This window comes from Pantoea deleyi (assembly GCF_022647325.1).
Lineage (GTDB): Bacteria > Pseudomonadota > Gammaproteobacteria > Enterobacterales > Enterobacteriaceae > Pantoea > Pantoea deleyi.
The window spans coordinates 3,788,489-3,806,199 of record NZ_CP071405.1 but is presented as its reverse complement, the minus strand read 5'-3'; the positions used below and the strand labels follow the sequence as shown (position 1 = coordinate 3,806,199).

14 protein-coding genes and 1 riboswitch are annotated in these 17,711 nt (G+C 57.5%); of the genes, 8 read left to right on the top strand and 6 right to left on the bottom strand.

Annotated features, from left to right (window positions below; all coding sequences use genetic code 11):
* Positions 1–24: 24 nt before the first annotated feature.
* Positions 25–4,248 (top strand): DNA-directed RNA polymerase subunit beta', encoded by a 4,224-nt coding sequence (gene rpoC / locus J1C59_RS17855; RefSeq protein ID WP_128085723.1) that lies wholly within the window; start codon positions 25–27, stop codon positions 4,246–4,248.
* Positions 4,249–4,303: 55 nt separating this feature from the next.
* On the opposite strand, the gene J1C59_RS17850 is transcribed toward rpoC, so the two are convergent.
* Positions 4,304–4,486, bottom strand: a complete 183-nt coding sequence (locus tag J1C59_RS17850; RefSeq protein ID WP_128085724.1) for a DUF1127 domain-containing protein — start codon at positions 4,484–4,486, stop codon at positions 4,304–4,306.
* Between the two features lie 171 nt (positions 4,487–4,657).
* On the opposite strand from J1C59_RS17850, the gene J1C59_RS17845 reads away from it, so the two are divergent.
* Positions 4,658–6,115: an aminotransferase-like domain-containing protein gene (locus J1C59_RS17845; protein ID WP_140917105.1), complete on the top strand. Its 1,458-nt coding sequence runs from the start codon at positions 4,658–4,660 to the stop codon at positions 6,113–6,115.
* 179 nt (positions 6,116–6,294) lie between these two features.
* On the opposite strand, the gene thiE is transcribed toward J1C59_RS17845, so the two are convergent.
* From thiE to rsd, 3 genes are all read right to left on the bottom strand, one after another.
* Complete coding sequence (thiE, locus tag J1C59_RS17840) at positions 6,295–6,930, bottom strand: thiamine phosphate synthase (protein ID WP_128085725.1); 636 nt, start codon at positions 6,928–6,930, stop codon at positions 6,295–6,297.
* A 2-nt stretch (positions 6,931–6,932) separates the two neighbouring features.
* Positions 6,933–8,855 (bottom strand): phosphomethylpyrimidine synthase ThiC, encoded by a 1,923-nt coding sequence (thiC, locus tag J1C59_RS17835; RefSeq protein WP_128085726.1) that lies wholly within the window; start codon positions 8,853–8,855, stop codon positions 6,933–6,935.
* Positions 8,856–8,942: 87 nt separating this feature from the next.
* Positions 8,943–9,043: riboswitch (TPP riboswitch) on the bottom strand.
* Positions 9,044–9,194: 151 nt separating this feature from the next.
* Entirely contained in the window at positions 9,195–9,701 is a 507-nt protein-coding gene (gene rsd / locus J1C59_RS17830; protein ID WP_128085727.1) for a sigma D regulator, read from the bottom strand.
* A gap of 89 nt (positions 9,702–9,790) precedes the next feature.
* On the opposite strand from rsd, the gene nudC reads away from it, so the two are divergent.
* The 6 genes from nudC (at position 9,791) to J1C59_RS17800 (ending at position 14,187) form a co-directional block, all read left to right on the top strand.
* Positions 9,791–10,561 carry an NAD(+) diphosphatase gene (gene nudC, locus J1C59_RS17825; RefSeq protein ID WP_128085728.1) on the top strand — a complete coding sequence of 257 codons (771 nt, stop codon included), beginning with the start codon at positions 9,791–9,793 and terminating at the stop codon, positions 10,559–10,561.
* A 40-nt stretch (positions 10,562–10,601) separates the two neighbouring features.
* Positions 10,602–11,669 carry a uroporphyrinogen decarboxylase gene (gene hemE, locus J1C59_RS17820; RefSeq protein WP_128085729.1) on the top strand — a complete coding sequence of 356 codons (1,068 nt, stop codon included), beginning with the start codon at positions 10,602–10,604 and terminating at the stop codon, positions 11,667–11,669.
* Positions 11,670–11,671: 2 nt separating this feature from the next.
* The gene (gene nfi, locus J1C59_RS17815) at positions 11,672–12,340 is read left to right on the top strand and encodes a deoxyribonuclease V (protein WP_128085730.1); all 669 of its coding nucleotides are present in this window, start codon (positions 11,672–11,674) and stop codon (positions 12,338–12,340) included.
* A 63-nt stretch (positions 12,341–12,403) separates the two neighbouring features.
* Positions 12,404–12,994: a YjaG family protein gene (locus J1C59_RS17810; protein WP_111141241.1), complete on the top strand. Its 591-nt coding sequence runs from the start codon at positions 12,404–12,406 to the stop codon at positions 12,992–12,994.
* A gap of 188 nt (positions 12,995–13,182) precedes the next feature.
* Positions 13,183–13,455: a nucleoid-associated protein HU-alpha gene (hupA, locus tag J1C59_RS17805; RefSeq protein WP_003850136.1), complete on the top strand. Its 273-nt coding sequence runs from the start codon at positions 13,183–13,185 to the stop codon at positions 13,453–13,455.
* A 69-nt stretch (positions 13,456–13,524) separates the two neighbouring features.
* Positions 13,525–14,187: a DUF1481 domain-containing protein gene (locus J1C59_RS17800; RefSeq protein ID WP_128085731.1), complete on the top strand. Its 663-nt coding sequence runs from the start codon at positions 13,525–13,527 to the stop codon at positions 14,185–14,187.
* Between the two features lie 32 nt (positions 14,188–14,219).
* On the opposite strand, the gene purD is transcribed toward J1C59_RS17800, so the two are convergent.
* Both purD and purH read right to left on the bottom strand, forming a co-directional pair.
* Positions 14,220–15,500, bottom strand: a complete 1,281-nt coding sequence (gene purD / locus J1C59_RS17795; protein ID WP_128085732.1) for a phosphoribosylamine--glycine ligase — start codon at positions 15,498–15,500, stop codon at positions 14,220–14,222.
* A gap of 19 nt (positions 15,501–15,519) precedes the next feature.
* A complete protein-coding gene (purH, locus tag J1C59_RS17790; protein WP_128085733.1) occupies positions 15,520–17,109 on the bottom strand; it encodes a bifunctional phosphoribosylaminoimidazolecarboxamide formyltransferase/IMP cyclohydrolase in 1,590 nt (529 codons plus the stop codon).
* Positions 17,110–17,711: the final 602 nt, after the last annotated feature.

Genomic DNA, 17,711 nt, shown 5'->3' with positions numbered 1-17,711 from the left:
TCTCACTCCGACGGGAGCTAATCCGTGAAAGACTTACTTAAGTTTCTGAAAGCGCAAACTAAGACCGAAGAGTTTGATGCGATCAAAATTGCGCTGGCTTCGCCAGACATGATCCGTTCCTGGTCTTTTGGTGAAGTGAAAAAGCCAGAAACCATTAACTACCGTACTTTCAAGCCAGAGCGCGATGGTCTGTTCTGTGCCCGTATCTTCGGGCCGGTAAAAGACTATGAGTGCCTGTGCGGTAAGTACAAGCGCCTGAAACACCGTGGTGTGATTTGTGAGAAGTGCGGCGTTGAAGTGACCCAGACTAAAGTACGCCGTGAGCGTATGGGCCACATCGAACTGGCGTCGCCAACCGCGCACATCTGGTTCCTGAAGTCACTGCCATCGCGTATCGGCTTACTGCTGGATATGCCGCTGCGTGACATCGAGCGCGTGCTCTACTTTGAATCTTACGTGGTAATCGAAGGTGGCATGACCAACCTCGAGAAGCGTCAGATCCTGACCGAAGAGCAGTACCTTGACGCACTGGAAGAGTTCGGTGACGAATTCGACGCCAAAATGGGCGCCGAAGCGATCCAGGCCCTGTTGAAAAACATGGATCTGGAGCAGGAGTGCGATCAGCTGCGTGAAGAGCTGAACGAAACGAACTCCGAAACCAAACGTAAAAAACTGACCAAGCGTATCAAGCTGCTGGAAGCGTTCGTACAGTCTGGTAACAAGCCAGAGTGGATGATCCTGACCGTGCTGCCTGTTCTGCCACCGGATCTGCGTCCGCTGGTACCGCTGGACGGTGGCCGTTTCGCAACGTCAGATCTGAACGATCTCTATCGTCGCGTGATCAACCGTAACAACCGTCTGAAGCGCCTGCTGGATCTGGCTGCGCCAGACATCATCGTGCGCAACGAAAAGCGTATGCTGCAGGAAGCGGTCGATGCTCTGCTGGATAACGGTCGTCGCGGTCGTGCGATCACCGGTTCCAACAAGCGTCCGCTGAAATCGCTGGCAGACATGATCAAAGGTAAGCAGGGTCGTTTCCGTCAGAACCTGCTGGGTAAACGTGTCGACTACTCTGGTCGTTCCGTTATCACCGTTGGTCCATACCTGCGTCTGCATCAGTGCGGCCTGCCGAAGAAAATGGCACTCGAGCTGTTCAAACCGTTCATTTACGGCAAGCTGGAACTGCGTGGCCTGGCCACCACCATCAAAGCCGCGAAGAAAATGGTTGAGCGCGAAGAAGCGGTTGTCTGGGATATCCTCGACGAAGTGATCCGTGAGCACCCGGTTCTGCTGAACCGTGCGCCTACGCTGCACCGTCTGGGTATTCAGGCCTTTGAACCGGTTCTGATCGAAGGTAAAGCGATCCAGCTTCACCCGCTGGTCTGTGCGGCCTATAACGCCGACTTCGATGGTGACCAGATGGCTGTCCACGTACCGCTGACGCTGGAAGCCCAGCTGGAAGCGCGTGCGCTGATGATGTCGACCAACAACATCCTGTCACCTGCGAACGGCGAGCCAATCATCGTTCCTTCTCAGGACGTTGTACTGGGTCTGTACTACATGACCCGTGACTGTGTTAACGCCAAAGGCGAAGGCATGGTGCTGACTGGCCCGAAAGAAGCTGAGCGTATTTATCGCGCTGGCCTCGCTTCTCTGCATGCTCGCGTGAAGGTGCGTATCACCGAACACGAGAAAAACGAGCAGGATGAGTGGGTCGCTAAAACCAGCCTGATCGACACGACTATCGGTCGCGCCATCCTGTGGATGATCGTGCCAAAAGGTCTGCCTTACTCCATCGTTAACCAGGCGCTGGGTAAAAAAGCTATCTCCAAAATGCTGAACACCTGTTACCGCATTCTGGGTCTGAAGCCGACCGTTATCTTCGCTGACCAGACCATGTACACCGGTTTCGCCTACGCTGCCCGTTCAGGCGCGTCAGTCGGTATCGACGACATGGTGATTCCAGAGAAGAAAGTGGAAATCATCACCGAAGCGGAAGCGGAAGTGGCTGAGATCCAGGAGCAGTTCCAGTCTGGTCTGGTTACCGCCGGCGAACGTTATAACAAAGTCATCGATATCTGGGCCGCCGCCAACGAACGTGTTGCCAAGGCGATGATGGAAAACCTCTCAACCGAAACCGTGATTAACCGTGACGGCGAAGAAGAGAAACAGGTTTCCTTTAACAGCATCTTTATGATGGCCGACTCTGGTGCGCGTGGTTCTGCTGCACAGATTCGTCAGCTGGCCGGTATGCGTGGTCTGATGGCGAAGCCGGATGGCTCAATCATTGAAACACCGATTACGGCGAACTTCCGTGAAGGGCTGAACGTACTCCAGTACTTCATCTCAACCCACGGTGCGCGTAAAGGTCTTGCGGATACCGCACTGAAAACAGCGAACTCCGGTTATCTGACGCGTCGTCTGGTTGACGTTGCTCAGGACCTTGTTGTGACTGAAGATGACTGTGGTACACACGAAGGCATCATGATGACGCCAGTCATCGAAGGTGGCGACGTGAAAGAGCCGCTGCGTGAACGTGTACTGGGTCGTGTGACCGCTGAAGACGTTCTGAAGCCGGGTACTGCGGACATTCTGGTTCCACGCAACACCCTGCTCGATGAGCACTGGTGTGACGTGCTGGAACTGAACTCCGTCGACAGCCTGAAAGTCCGCTCTGTTGTAGGTTGTGAAACCGACTTTGGTGTGTGTGCGCATTGCTACGGTCGCGACCTGGCACGTGGTCACATCATCAACAAAGGCGAAGCGATCGGTGTTATCGCGGCACAGTCCATCGGTGAGCCGGGTACACAGCTGACGATGCGTACGTTCCACATCGGTGGTGCGGCATCGCGTGCGGCTGCTGAATCCAGCATTCAGGTGAAGAACAAAGGTACCATCAAGCTGACCAACGCCAAGTCGGTAACGAACTCGGCCGGTAAGCTGGTGATCACCTCGCGTAACGTCGAACTGAAAATGATCGATGAATTTGGTCGTACCAAAGAGAGCTATAAAGTTCCTTACGGTTCTACCATGGCGAAAGGTGATGGTGAGCAGGTTGCTGCGGGCGAGACCGTTGCGAACTGGGATCCGCATACCATGCCAGTTATCACCGAAGTGGGCGGTTTCATTCGCTTCACGGACATGATCGATGGCCAGACCATTACCCGTCAGACAGATGACTTAACCGGTCTGTCTTCGCTGGTGGTTCTGGACAGTGCTGAGCGTACGTCAGGCGGTAAAGATCTGCGTCCTGCGCTGAAAATTGTTGATGCCAGCGGCAACGACGTTCTGATCCCGGGCACCGACATGCCGGCTCAGTACTTCCTGCCAGGTAAAGCGATTGTTCAGCTGGAAGATGGCGTGAAAATCAGTGCCGGTGACACCCTGGCGCGTGTACCGCAGGAATCGGGCGGTACCAAGGATATTACCGGTGGTCTGCCACGCGTTGCTGACCTGTTCGAAGCGCGTCGTCCGAAAGAGCCAGCTATCCTGGCGGAGATCAGCGGCATCATCTCCTTCGGTAAAGAGACCAAAGGTAAACGCCGTCTGGTGATCACTCCGCTGGATGGAAGCGAGCCGTACGAAGAGATGATTCCGAAATGGCGTCAGCTGAACGTGTTCGAAGGTGAACGTGTTGAGCGCGGTGACGTGGTTTCCGATGGCCCAGAGTCTCCACATGACATCCTGCGTCTGCGTGGCGTGCATGCGGTGACCCGTTACATCACTAACGAAGTGCAGGAAGTTTACCGTCTGCAGGGCGTTAAGATTAACGATAAGCACATCGAAGTCATCGTTCGTCAGATGCTGCGTAAAGCCACTATCGTGAGCGCAGGCGGTGCAGACTTCCTGGAAGGTGAGCAGGCTGAGTACTCTCGCATCAAGATCTCTAACCGTGATCTGGAAGCGAACGGAAAAGTGGGCGCAACCTACGTACGTGATCTGCTGGGTATTACCAAAGCGTCACTGGCTACCGAATCGTTCATCTCTGCCGCATCGTTCCAGGAGACCACCCGTGTCCTGACCGAAGCCGCAGTAGCGGGCAAGCGCGACGAACTGCGCGGCCTGAAAGAGAACGTGATCGTGGGTCGTCTGATCCCGGCCGGTACCGGTTATGCGTACCATCAGGATCGTATGCGTCGCAGAGCGGCAGGCGAAGTGCCAGTTGTACCGCAGGTGACTGCGGATGAAGCATCAGCCAGCCTGGCTGAACTGCTGAACGCCGGTCTCGGCGGCAACAAAGACGATTAATCGTCCTTTGTCTGATAAAAAACCCTGCTCCGGCAGGGTTTTTTTTTCGCTTTTTTCAGGCCTTCCACTCATTGCGGCGGATGCCAATATCCCTGAGCTGCTGGTCACTCAGCTTCGACAGAATGGCAGAGGTTTCCCGCCGCCGCTGCCAGCGTCTGAAACAGCGCCACAGAAAACGAACCAGGTGGTAAGGCGTGCCGGCAAACGGTTTAACTGCGCGATTCTCATCGTATCCCATGATAGTGCCCTCAGTGATGTGAGAGGCTATTTTCCGTAAAACGGTCTGTATGATACAGATTCAAAAATCACCTTTTTTTAACATACAGATTGCGGTAAACGGGGTCTGAATGGTAAAAACGGGACTCAACTGTACTGGTTACTGCTCACTACCTGAGCCGGAGTAAATACAATGACCCGTTATGAACATCTGGCTTCGCTGCTGGCTCAGCGCATTGAACAGGGCTTATACCGCAGTGGCGAACGCCTGCCGTCGGTACGAACCCTTAGCGCTGAACATGGCGTCAGTATCAGTACCGTGCAGCAGGCTTACCATCTGCTGGAAGAGAAGCAGATGATCACGCCGCAGTCACGCTCCGGCTACTTTGTTGCATCCTGCAAAGCGGCGCCGCCGATCCCGGCGCTGACGCGCCCCGTGCAGCGGCCGGTGGAGGTAACGCAGTGGGATGCAGTGCTGGAGCTGATTAATGGACGTCTGGAAGAGGATGTCCTGCAGCTGGGTAGCGGGATGCCCGATCTGACGCAGCCAACGCTTAAGCCACTCTGGAAAGCGTTCAGCCGCCAGGCCCAGAAGCAGGAAACCGCGTTGCTCAACTATGACAATCTCTATGGCGTACTTGCACTGCGGCAGCAGATTGCCCGGCTGGCGATCGACAGCGGCTGCCAGCTTACGGCCGATGACATTGTGATCACCACCGGCTGTCACGAAGCGTTATCCGTTGCCGTCCGGGCGGTCTGCGAGCCGGGTGACATCATTGCCGTCGAGTCGCCTTCGTTTCACGGCATTATGCAGACGCTGCGCGGCTTTGGCATCCGCGCCATCGAGATCCCGACCGATGCGGCGACCGGCATCAGTCTGGAGGCGCTGGAGCTGGCCTTTGATCAATGGCCGATCAAGGCCGTTGTGGTCGTGCCGAACTGTAATAATCCGCTGGGTTTTATCATGCCGGAGTCGCGTAAGCGGGCGTTGCTGGCGCTGGCGCAGCGGTTCGATGCCGCGATCATTGAAGATGATGTGTATGGTGAGCTGGCCTGGGACTATCCACGGCCACCGGCCATTAAAGCGTTTGATCTGGACGGCCGGGTTCTGCTCTGCAGCTCCTTTTCTAAAACGCTGGCACCGGGTTTACGGGTCGGCTGGGTGGTTCCCGGCCGCTATCGCGATCGCGTGCTGCATATGAAATATATCGTCACCGGTTCCACCGCCACGCAGCCTCAGCATGCGGTCTCCGAATTTATCCGTCAGGGACATTATCAGCCCCATCTGCGCCGGATGCGGCAGATCTATCACCGCAACTATGAACGCTTCAGCTGCTGGGTACGCCACTACTTTCCCTGTGGCATCTGCGTGTCGCGGCCTCAGGGCGGTTTTCTGATGTGGATCGAACTTCCCGACGCCTTCGATGCGGTCCGGCTCAACCGTGAACTGCGCGAGTCGAAAATACAGATCGCCGTAGGTTCGCTGTTTTCCGCCTCAGGTAAATACCGTAACTGCCTGCGTCTGAACTACGGCCTGCCCGTTACCGAACAGACTGAACAGGCACTGGCGCAGGTCGGGGCGGCCGTTGAACGCGCGATGATCGCCTGCCAGCATGAGACGCCAGGCCCGGCCTCCGCGCTGACATCGTGAACAAGGAGGCAGGGCCGGCAAGAGGAGTGAACCGGCCTTGGTCAGATAACCTTAACCTGACGACGTCCACGTTAAGCTGCCGCACCAGCACACGCCAGCGGCAACGTTCTCTTCTGCGACAGGCTTTCCGCAGAGCGTACCGGTGTTACCCGTTTTGCCGTCGCGCTGCGGGACAGGTCTCAGCATGCCTGCCCATCGCCTTCGGTCAGCGCCAGCAGCGTCGCGGTTGCGGCACGCCAGTCCTCCGCCTGAGTAATCGCGCTCACCACCGCAATGCTGCCCACGCCAGTGGCCAGCACCCCGGGCGCACGGGCTATCGAGATCCCGCCAATCGCCACGGTAGGGATGTCGGTCAGGCGGGCCAGATGCTGTTTCAGCTGCTCGAGGCCCTGTGGCGCAGACGGCATCGCTTTGGTCTGAGTCGGGAAGATATGGCCCAGCGCGATGTAAGAGGGCTGGATCGCCAGGGCGCGATCCAGTTCCGCATCATCATGGGTTGAGATCCCCAGCCGTAAGCCGGCCTGCCGAATGCGGTCAAGATCGGCGATATCCAGGTCCTCCTGACCCAGATGGACGCCATAGGCCCGATGCTTTATCGCCAGCGCCCAGTAATCGTTGATAAACAGGCGCGCATCGTAGCGCTGAGCCAGCGCAATCGCCTGCGCGATGGCAGGCTCAGCGATCGCCTCGGGCTGATCTTTTATGCGCAGCTGGATCGTGCGGACGCCCGCCTCCAGCAGGCGTGCGATCCAGTCGGGGCTGTCAACCACCGGATAAAGCCCCAGGCGCGGGGCGGTAGCAGGAAATGCAGGCATCGTTAATCCTCCTTCAGAGTGTCGGCGGGGTGATAGAGTTCACCGCCGTGGCGACGAAATCGGTCTGACATCTGCGCCATGCCTACGGTGACAGGCTCGGCGCGCGTATCCTGGCGGGCGGCGAACGCACGCACCTCCTGAGAAATTTTCATCGAGCAGAATTTCGGGCCACACATCGAGCAGAAGTGCGCCACCTTGCCCGACTCCTGCGGCAGGGTTTCGTCATGCATCGTCCGGGCAGTGTGGGGATCAAGGGCCAGATTGAACTGGTCCTCCCAGCGGAATTCAAAGCGCGCCTTGGACATCGCGTTATCGCGGATCTGCGCGCCCGGATGGCCTTTCGCCAGATCGGCGGCATGGGCCGCGATTTTGTAGGTAATCAATCCCTGTTTCACATCCTCCTTGTTCGGCAGACCCAGATGCTCTTTGGGGGTAACGTAACAGAGCATGGCGCAGCCAAACCAGCCGATCATGGCGGCACCGATACCGGAAGTGAAATGGTCATAGCCGGGCGCGATATCGGTAGTCAGCGGGCCAAGCGTGTAGAAGGGCGCTTCATCGCACAGGTCGAGCTGTTCGGTCATGTTGCGGCGGATCATATGCATCGGCACATGGCCCGGCCCTTCAATCATCACCTGAACGTCATATTCCCAGGCGATGCGGGTCAGTTCGCCCAGGGTGCGCAGCTCGGCAAACTGCGCCTCATCGTTGGCATCCTGAATCGAACCCGGACGTAAACCGTCACCCAGCGACAGGGAGACGTCATATGCGGCGCAGATTTCACAGATTTCCCGGAAATGCTGATAGAGGAAGTTCTCCTGATGGTGCGACAGGCACCATTTCGCCATGATCGAACCGCCGCGTGACACAATGCCGGTCAGCCGCTTCGCCGTCATCGGCACATAGCGCAGCAGCACGCCCGCGTGGATAGTGAAGTAATCCACCCCCTGTTCCGCCTGCTCAAGCAGCGTATCCCGGAAGATCGCCCAGTTCAGTGACTCGGCCACGCCATTTACTTTCTCCAGCGCCTGATAGATGGGGACGGTGCCGATGGGCACCGGGCTGTTGCGCAGGATCCATTCGCGCGTTTCATGGATATAGCGTCCGGTGGAGAGATCCATCACCGTATCGGCGCCCCAGCGGGTGGACCAGACCAGCTTCTCCACTTCCTCTTCAATGGAAGAGGTCACCGCGGAATTGCCGATGTTGGCGTTGACCTTTACCAGAAAGTTGCGGCCGATGATCATCGGTTCCGATTCAGGGTGGTTGATATTGGCCGGGATGATGGCGCGACCGGCCGCTACCTCCTGCCGCACGAACTCGGGCGTTATGGCAGCGGGCAGATGTGCGCCAAAACTGTGGCCCGGATGCTGTTGCAGCAGCACCTCCGCGCGGATGCGATCCCGGCCCATATTTTCCCGCAGGGCGATGAACTCCATCTCCGGGGTAACAATCCCCTGGCGGGCGTAGTGCAGTTGCGTGACGCAGCGGCCTGTCCGGGCGCGTCGCGGGATTGGCAGCTGGTCGAAGCGCAGGTGGTCCAGCCCCTCATCAGCCAGTCGCTGCTGGGTATAGCCGGAGCTGTTCTGGCTTAGGGGTTCACTGTCGTCGCGTTCAGCAATCCAGCCGGCGCGCAGCTTCGCCAGACCCCGATGCACGTCGATCTCTGCGGCGGGGTCGCCATAGGCACCCGCCGTGTCATAGACCGGCACGGCTTCATTCTGTTCATAGAGTGGCGCGTCTTTGCTGCCGCCGGTAGGGGTCGGCGTCATCGCGATTTCCCGCATCGGCACGCGGATATCGTCCCGGCTGCCGGTTATCCAGATACGACGGGAGCGGGGGAACGCACTGCCGCCCCGCAGGGAGTGGATAAATTCCTGCGCCTGGGCGCGTTGTTCACGACGGGTCATTTTAGGGTCAGACATAGCAATCTTCCTGTTAAAGGGGAACGATGCTTGTCCGGAGTTCGGAAGGAGTAAGCGTACAGACAGCGCACAACGGCTGGCAGACAGCGACTGATTACTCTTGTTCCCTTCGCAGGTTCTAACCTGATCAGGTTCCGCGGATCCCGAATTAACGGTCTCAGCCCGGATGGGCACTCCGACAAGAAGCGGTTTTTACGCGGGCGCTTAGCGCGGCCTCAGCGGTAAAAACGTGATATTTCAACGCACAAATAAAAAAGGTCCTTTGGCGTACCGGCCTCAGAACCTGTTCAGCATAAAAGGGCTACCGGATAATCACAATACCCCTGATGTGAATCGGCATTACGCCGGACGGGCAATCTGGCTGTCGTTGGCAACGGGCGGTTTGGCCAGCTGATTATCCCACGCAAGCTGAATCAGCTTATCTTCCAGCGTAAAGCGCGCTTCCAGCACTTCGCCCACTTCGGACAGCGCCTGCTGGAAGGTCATGCAGTTCTCATCGTCAATCGCCTGCTGCAGGTGACCATCATACAGCTGCATCAGACGCTCGGTGTTCGCTTCCAGCGGCGGGTAGATCTGCGCGGCGGCAATCATCGGGCTGTCGCCACTCATCTCGTTGATGACGCGCTCATAGATGCTGAAGTGACCTGCAGAGAGGTAATCGACCAGACCGTGACAGAAGTTGTCCAGCGCCTGCTCATCCAGACGCGTCAGCGCCTCTTTGTTGGGTTTAAGACCGACGAGGTGATAATAGTTCACCAGGAGCTGACGACGGGCTTCAAGCCATGAATCGACCAGTTCATTACTGCCACCTACGCGTTCAGCCAGGACTTCTAACTGGTTAAGCATATCTAACTCCATGTGAGTTATAGTTGTTTATCTACACACTTAACATCAGGGCTTCAGCGTGCGATTTGACGCTAAGGATGACGAAATAAATGCAATGCGAAATCTCAAGCGTAGACGCTGGATGGTGGATTGTCAGCCATGAACAGAAACTTTGGTTGCCACAAGGTGATTTACCCCACGGAAACGCCGAAAAATTTGGCTTAACGGGCAGTAAAGCCCGGACGATTGGGGAGTGGCAGGGTGAAAAAGTCTGGCTGATTTGCGAGCCGCGTCCAGCCGATATGTTTTCGGTACGGCAGCTGATCGATCAGGATGTGGAACTGTTTCAGCTGGCCGGGCGCGGCGTGCAGCTGGCAGAGTTCTACCGCTCTCATCGCTGGTGCGGCTACTGCGGGCATGAAATGCACCACAGCAAACATGAATTTGCCTGCCTGTGCAGTCACTGCCGCGAACGCTACTATCCACAGATCGCGCCCTGCATCATTGTGGCTATCCGCCGCGGCGATGAGATCCTGCTGGCAAACCATGCCCGGCATCGCAACAAGGTCTACACCGTGCTGGCGGGGTTTGTCGAAGTCGGCGAAACGCTGGAGCAGGCCGTCGCCCGTGAGGTGATGGAAGAGAGCAATATCCGCATCAAAAATGTCCGTTACGTGACCTCCCAGCCGTGGCCCTTCCCGCAATCGCTGATGACCGCCTTTATGGCGGAGTATGAGAGCGGCGATCTGCAGCACGACGGCAAAGAGCTGCTGGATGCGGCCTGGTTCCGGTTCGACGATCTGCCGCTGCTGCCTCCGCCGGGCACCGTGGCACGCCGCCTGATTGAAGATACCGTCGCCCTGTGCCGCGCAGAAGCGTGAAAGTGCTACACTACACGCCTGTTATTGAGAGAGTGTTGAGATGAGTGAACTGAAGAACGATCGTTATTTGCGTGCCCTGTTACGTCAGCCGGTCGATGTCACGCCGGTATGGATGATGCGACAAGCCGGGCGCTATTTGCCGGAGTACAAAGCGACGCGCGCCCAGGCGGGTGACTTTATGTCGCTGTGTAAAAACGCCGAGCTGGCCTGTGAAGTCACCCTGCAGCCGCTGCGCCGTTATCCGCTGGATGCCGCCATCCTCTTCAGTGACATCCTGACGATTCCGGATGCGATGGGACTGGGACTCTATTTCGAAGCGGGTGAAGGTCCGCGTTTCGCAAACCCTGTGACCTGCCGCGCGGACGTCGAGCGTTTACCGGTGCCCGATCCGGAAATGGAGCTGGGCTATGTGATGAATGCCGTTCGCACCATCCGTAAAAATCTCAACGGCGACCTGCCGCTGATCGGCTTCTCGGGCAGCCCCTGGACGCTGGCGACCTATATGGTCGAAGGCGGCAGCAGCAAGGCCTTTACCCGCATCAAGAAGATGATGTATGCCGAGCCCGCCACGCTGCACGCGATGCTGGACAAGCTGGCCGACAGCGTCATCCTCTACCTCAACGCGCAGATCCGCGCCGGTGCGCAGTCCGTCATGGTGTTTGATACCTGGGGCGGCGTGCTGACCGGTCGTGACTACCGCGAGTTCTCACTCCACTACATGCACAAAATTGTCGATGGCCTGCTGCGTGAAAACGACGGCCGCCGTGTGCCGGTGACGCTGTTCACCAAAGGGGGCGGACAGTGGCTGGAAGCGATGGCGGCCACCGGCTGTGATGCGCTGGGTCTCGACTGGACCACCGACATCGATGACGCACGCCGTCGCGTTGGCGACAAAGTGGCGCTGCAGGGCAACATGGACCCCTCTATGCTCTATGCGGCCCCTGAGCGTATCGAACAGGAAGTGGCGGGTATCCTTGAGCGCTTTGGCGCGGGCACCGGCCACGTCTTCAATCTGGGACACGGTATTCATCAGGATGTTCCGCCAGAAAATGCCGGCGTCTTTGTGGAGGCGGTGCACCGTCTGTCACGTCCCTGGCATCAGGAGTAATCATGGATATTGCCGCACTTCGCGCTGAGCAGCTTCAACGCGCCGCTGACGTGGTGCGTGAGGATGACTTCGACGTGCTGCCGCCCCGCTTTATTGGCGGGGCGGACGTGGGATTCGAGCAGGAAGGCGCGATCACGCGGGCGGCGATGGTCGTGCTGGAATATCCCTCGTTAACGCTGGTGGAGCATCGCATCGCCCGTATCGAGACCACCATGCCCTATATCCCGGGCTTCCTCTCGTTCCGGGAATATCCGGCGCTGATGGCGGCGTGGCAGATGCTGGAGCAGAAGCCGGACCTGCTGTTTGTGGACGGGCACGGCATCTCCCATCCCAGACGGCTCGGCGTCGCGTCACATTTTGGCCTGCTGGTGGATGTGCCGACGATAGGGGTGGCCAAGCGCCGCCTCTGTGGTCGTTTTGAGGAGCCGGACGCGCAGCCCGGCAGTCGTCAGCCGCTGATGGATAAAGGCGAACAGATAGGCTGGGTCTGGCGCAGCAAGCAGCGCTGCAATCCGCTGTTTGTCGCCACGGGGCACCGGGTCAGCCTGGATACCGCGCTGCAGTGGGTGGAAAACTGTACGCGCGGTTACCGTCTGCCGGAGCCGACACGCTGGGCAGATGCGGTTGCCTCTAACCGAACCGCTTTCCAGCGCTGGCAAAACGCGCTTTAACACTGTTTGTGCTGCGCTTTTGCAGTTACACTGCGGCCAGCGAAACGAATAAGAGCCACCTTTATGTTACAAAATCCCGTTCATCTGCGTCTGGCGAAGCTGCAAAGCTGGCAGCACCTGACTTTTATGGCCTGCCTGTGCGAACGCATGTATCCCAACTATCATGCATTCTGCGAGCAGACTGAATTTGCCGAACCGGCACTCTATCGTCGTATTCTTGATCTGATCTGGGAAAGCCTGACGGTCAAAGATGCGAAGATTAACTTCGACAGCCAGCTGGAAAAACTCGAAGCCGCCATTCCTGATGGGGATGCATTTGAGGTTTACGGCGTCTATCCGGCTATCGATGCCTGCGTGGCATTGAGCGAAGTCGTTCATGCGCAGCTGAGCGGGGAAACGCTTGAGCACGCCATTGAGGTCAGCAGGACCTCCATTACGACGGTGGCCATGCTGGAAATGACCCAGGCTGGACGCGAAATGACCGACGAAGAGCTGCGAGAAAACCCGGCTGTCATCGATGAGTGGGACCTTCAGTGGGAGATTTTCCGCCTGCTGGCGGAGTGTGAAGAGCGCGACCTGGAATTGATTAAGGGTCTGCGATCTGACCTGCGTGAAGCGGGAATTAGCAACATCGGTATAAATTTCCAGCAGTAAGGCGATAAAACGTGACTTCAGGCCCGAATTAGCGCGCCTGGAGGCTTCACATCGGCCCCCTCTCTGGTCTACATTTGGGGGGCTGAAAATTGTGGCTATCGGTGCGTGCAGGCAGAAGAGTGCCAGAATATGGCTTTTCCCTCGCACTCGTTGCTTAGCAAGCGATAAATACACTTTAAGGATAACTTATGAACAAGACTCAACTGATTGATGTGATCGCAGAAAAAGCTGACCTGTCTAAAACCCAGGCTAAGGCAGCGCTGGAATCAACTCTGGCTGCGATCACTGAGTCTCTGAAAGATGGTGATGCTGTACAACTGGTTGGTTTTGGTACTTTTAAAGTGAACCACCGCGCTGAGCGTACCGGTCGTAACCCGCAGACTGGCAAAGAGATCAAAATCGCTGCAGCAAACGTACCGGCATTCGTGTCTGGTAAAGCGCTGAAAGACGCCGTTAAGTAAGACGTCGCACTGCGGTTAAGCTTTAAAACAGGGGGCGTTTCGCCCCTTTTGTTTAAGAGGCCTGCCATCATGACCCCGCTGTTTCAGCGTTTATCTGTTCTGTCTCTCTCCCTGTTTCTTTTTGGCTGTAGTTCCACCCCGGATATTCCTCCCTTTTCTGCCAGCGGCTATCTTGCCGATCGCGGCGTCGTGCGCATCTGGCGCAAAAACAACGATCATCAGTCGGTGCATATCCGCACTCTCTATACGCCGTTCAGCGGCGGCGAGGGCGAGGTTACAGATTACGTCTGGCTGGAAGATGCCCTGACCAGCATTCAGCGTCAGGTAAAGGGGAGTGCGCCCGACGATGTGACCCTGCGCTTTGACCAGGCCGGTGGCCTTACCTTTATGCAGCGTCAGCTCGCAGGCCGCCGTGAAGCGGTCAGCCCTGATACGGTTGAGCTCTATAAGTTTGATGCGCAGCGGATGCGTAGCCTCAGCGATGCGCTGCTGAGCGGCCGTGTGTTCCTCAGGCAGGGACACTGGCAGGGGAACGGAATGCTGACGCTTTGTGAAGGCCAGCAGGTCAGACCGGCGTTTGACGCGGATGCGCTGCAGATGCTGACACAGCAGCAGAGTAACGCCCGGGCACCGCTGATGGTGTCATGGCTTGAAGCGCCGGAGGGTGTTCAGCTGTTGCGGATCAGCCAGCAGGATGCGTGCGCACAGCAGCCGACAGAAGACGACATGTGAAGGGAAAAGGGGGCACCGGGTGCCCCCTGAACTTATTTGCGATTGATGGCGCGGTAGCCGATATCGCGACGGCAGAAGCTGCCCTGCCAGGAGATAGGTCGGGTCAGCGCATAGGCACGCTGTTGAGCGGCTGCCACATCGTCACCCAGGGCGGTGACGCAGAGCACGCGGCCGCCGTTCGTCAGTACGCGATCTTCTTCCAGACGGGTGCCGGCGTGGAAGACTTTACCATCCGCGACCTCTTCCAGTGGCAGACCATGGATCTGATCGCCCTGTGCGTAGTCACCCGGATAACCTCCTGCCGCCAGCACCACGCCCAGCGCAGGACGGGGATCCCAGTCCGACGTTTTTTGATCCAGCTTACCTTCGCAGGCAGCCAGGCAAAGATCGACCAGATCCGACTGCAGGCGCAGCATGATCGGCTGTGTTTCCGGATCGCCAAAGCGGCAGTTGAATTCGATCACTTTCGGCTGGCCGGTGTGGTCGATCATCAGGCCGGCATAGAGAAAACCGGTGTAGACGTTGCCTTCAGCGGCCATGCCACGTACGGTCGGCCAGATCACCTGATCCATAATGCGCTGGTGGATCTCATCCGTCACAACCGGAGCCGGTGAGTAAGCCCCCATTCCGCCGGTATTCGGTCCGGTGTCACCGTCGCCGACACGTTTATGGTCCTGGCTGGTGGCCATCGGCAGCACATGCTCGCCATCGACCATAACGATAAAGCTGGCTTCTTCACCCTCAAGGAACTCTTCGATCACGATGCGGTGTCCGGCATCGCCAAAGGCGTTACCGGCCAGCATATCCTGCACCGCCTCTTCGGCTTCCTGCAGCGTCATCGCCACAATCACGCCTTTACCCGCCGCCAGGCCGTCGGCCTTAATAACAATCGGCGCGCCTTTCTCGCGCAGCCAGGCCAGAGCCGGCTCGACTTCGGTGAAGTTCTGGTAAGCGGCGCTGGGGATCTGATGGCGCGCCAGGAAATCCTTGGTAAAGGCTTTCGAACCTTCCAGCTGCGCGGCGGCCTGGGTCGGGCCAAAGATCTTGAGCCCGGCCTCGCGGAAGGCATCGACCACGCCAATCACCAGCGGGGCTTCCGGCCCGACAATCGTCAGATCGATCTTTTCACGCCGCGCAAACGCAAGCAGGGCAGGGATATCGGTCGCACTGATAGCGACATTCTGCAGCGCAGGCTCCAGTGCCGTTCCGGCGTTACCCGGCGCAACGAACACGGTTTCCGCCAGCGGCGACTGAGCGGCTTTCCAGGCCAGCGCATGTTCACGTCCGCCGTTGCCGATTACTAAAATTTTCATCTGTTACTCTCCGGAGTGATTAATGGCGGAAATGGCGCATGTCGGTGAAGATCATGGCAATGCCGTGCTCATCTGCAGCGGCGATCACTTCTTCATCGCGAATAGAGCCGCCAGGCTGGATCACACAGCTCACACCCACTGCGGCTGCAGCATCAATACCGTCGCGGAAGGGGAAGAACGCATCCGACGCCATCGCCGAGCCTTTGACTTCCAGACCTTCATCACCGGCTTTGATACCCGCAATCTTCGCGGAATAGACGCGGCTCATCTGTCCGGCGCCGATACCGATCGTCATGCCGTCGCGTGCATAAACGATGGCGTTCGATTTCACAAACTTGGCCACCTTCCAGCAGAACAGCGCATCACGCAGCTCCTGCTCTGACGGCTGACGCTTGCTGACCACGCGCAGCTGGCTGGCGTCAACCATGCCGAGATCGCGATCCTGAACCAGCAGGCCGCCGTTCACACGTTTGAAATCCAGCGCCGCCGTGCGGGTCTGCCACTGACCGCAAATCAGCACACGAACGTTCTGCTTAGCGGCGGTGATTTTCAGGGCCGCATCGGAAACGGCCGGAGCGATGATCACCTCGACGAACTGACGGCTGATAATCGCCTGCGCCGTGGCTTCATCCAGCTCGCGGTTTAAGGCGATGATGCCGCCAAATGCAGAGGTCGGGTCGGTCTGATAAGCGCGGTCATAGGCTGACAGCAGGCTGTCACCGGTTGCCACGCCGCAGGGGTTAGCATGCTTGACGATAACGCAGGCGGGCTCGCTGAACTCTTTCACACACTCCAGCGCCGCGTCTGTGTCGGCAATGTTGTTATAGGAGAGCGCCTTGCCCTGAACCTGCTGCGCTGTCGCTACCGACGCTTCGGCAATGTTCTCTTCTATATAGAAGGCGGCATCCTGATGGCTGTTTTCACCGTAGCGCATATCCTGTTTCTTAATGAAGTTCAGATTCAGGGTACGGGGGAAGCGGCCGGCGGGCTGATTACGTTCGCCGTGATAGGCGGGCACCAGGCTACCGAAATAGTTAGCGATCATGCTGTCATACGAGGCGGTGTGTTCAAACGCCTTAATCGCCAGATCGAAACGGGTTTCAAGCGTCAGGCCATTTTCGTGGGCATCCATCTCAGCGATGATCGCCTCGTAGTCGCCACTGCTGACCACGATCGCCACATCCTTATGGTTCTTGGCAGCCGAACGTACCATCGTCGGGCCACCGATATCGATGTTCTCAACGGCATCTTCCAGTGAGCACCCTTCACGGGCAACCGTCTGTGCAAAGGGATAAAGGTTAACGACCACCATGTCGATTGGGCTGATGTCATGCTGCGCCATAATGGCATCATCCTGGCCGCGACGACCCAAAATGCCGCCATGTACTTTCGGATGCAGGGTTTTGACACGTCCATCCATCATTTCCGGGAAGCCGGTATAGTCAGAGACTTCTGTGACAGCCAGACCCGCCTCCGCCAGCAGGCGAGCGGTTCCACCTGTAGAGAGCAGTTCGACACCGCGATGGGAGAGCGCCTGAGCAAATTCGAGGATACCGGCTTTGTCAGAGACACTGAGCAGGGCGCGGCGTACAGGACGAGGTTGTTGCATGGTGGTTTATCCCTTGGCTTTGTTTCGCGTATATAAGAGCGTTACATCAGGCTTTAGTGCACTTTTCTCTTCTCTGTAAGAAGTAAAAGATCAAAAACCTCAGGTAACGCCCCGAAAAGGGGTATCCGTAGCGATGCCCGGCATTGTAGCGAAAACGTTTGCGCGATGCTCGTCTAAATTCATTATGCCCGTGCAGTGTGGATAACCTTGTGCGTAACTGCGTATAACAGCGGCTTTTGCTGTGGAATGCAGCGAACACGCTTTTTTATGCAATTTATGGGTTGCGCCGCCTGAACAACTCCCTATAATGCGCCTCCATCAACACGGCACACCGGCAACGGGAAACGGGCTGAGAGGCACAGGAGACTGCGCCGCCGGAGAAAACTTCTGAAAAAAGAGGTTGACTCTGAAGGAGGAAAGCGTAATATACGCCACCTCGCGACAGGACGCTAACGCACTGTTCGCACTGCTCTTTAACAATTTATCAGACAATCTGTGTGGGCACTCGCAGGATTGATATCAGCGTCTCCGGACGCAAAAAATATTAAGCCTCACGAGTGAACACATAATGAAATTCATTATGACGTTTTACAGATGAGCAT

Coding starts and splice junctions, on each gene's coding strand:
- thiE (WP_128085725.1), bottom strand. CDS start 6,930: ATGCCTGCATTTCCTGCTACCGCCCCGCGCCTGGGGCTTTATCCGGTG.
- purH (WP_128085733.1), bottom strand. CDS start 17,109: ATGCAACAACCTCGTCCTGTACGCCGCGCCCTGCTCAGTGTCTCTGAC.
- J1C59_RS17845 (WP_140917105.1), top strand. CDS start 4,658: ATGACCCGTTATGAACATCTGGCTTCGCTGCTGGCTCAGCGCATTGAA.
- purD (WP_128085732.1), bottom strand. CDS start 15,500: ATGAAAATTTTAGTAATCGGCAACGGCGGACGTGAACATGCGCTGGCC.
- rsd (WP_128085727.1), bottom strand. CDS start 9,701: ATGCTTAACCAGTTAGAAGTCCTGGCTGAACGCGTAGGTGGCAGTAAT.
- nfi (WP_128085730.1), top strand. CDS start 11,672: ATGGATATTGCCGCACTTCGCGCTGAGCAGCTTCAACGCGCCGCTGAC.
- thiC (WP_128085726.1), bottom strand. CDS start 8,855: ATGTCTGACCCTAAAATGACCCGTCGTGAACAACGCGCCCAGGCGCAG.
- J1C59_RS17810 (WP_111141241.1), top strand. CDS start 12,404: ATGTTACAAAATCCCGTTCATCTGCGTCTGGCGAAGCTGCAAAGCTGG.
- hemE (WP_128085729.1), top strand. CDS start 10,602: ATGAGTGAACTGAAGAACGATCGTTATTTGCGTGCCCTGTTACGTCAG.
- J1C59_RS17800 (WP_128085731.1), top strand. CDS start 13,525: ATGACCCCGCTGTTTCAGCGTTTATCTGTTCTGTCTCTCTCCCTGTTT.
- nudC (WP_128085728.1), top strand. CDS start 9,791: ATGCAATGCGAAATCTCAAGCGTAGACGCTGGATGGTGGATTGTCAGC.
- hupA (WP_003850136.1), top strand. CDS start 13,183: ATGAACAAGACTCAACTGATTGATGTGATCGCAGAAAAAGCTGACCTG.
- J1C59_RS17850 (WP_128085724.1), bottom strand. CDS start 4,486: ATGGGATACGATGAGAATCGCGCAGTTAAACCGTTTGCCGGCACGCCT.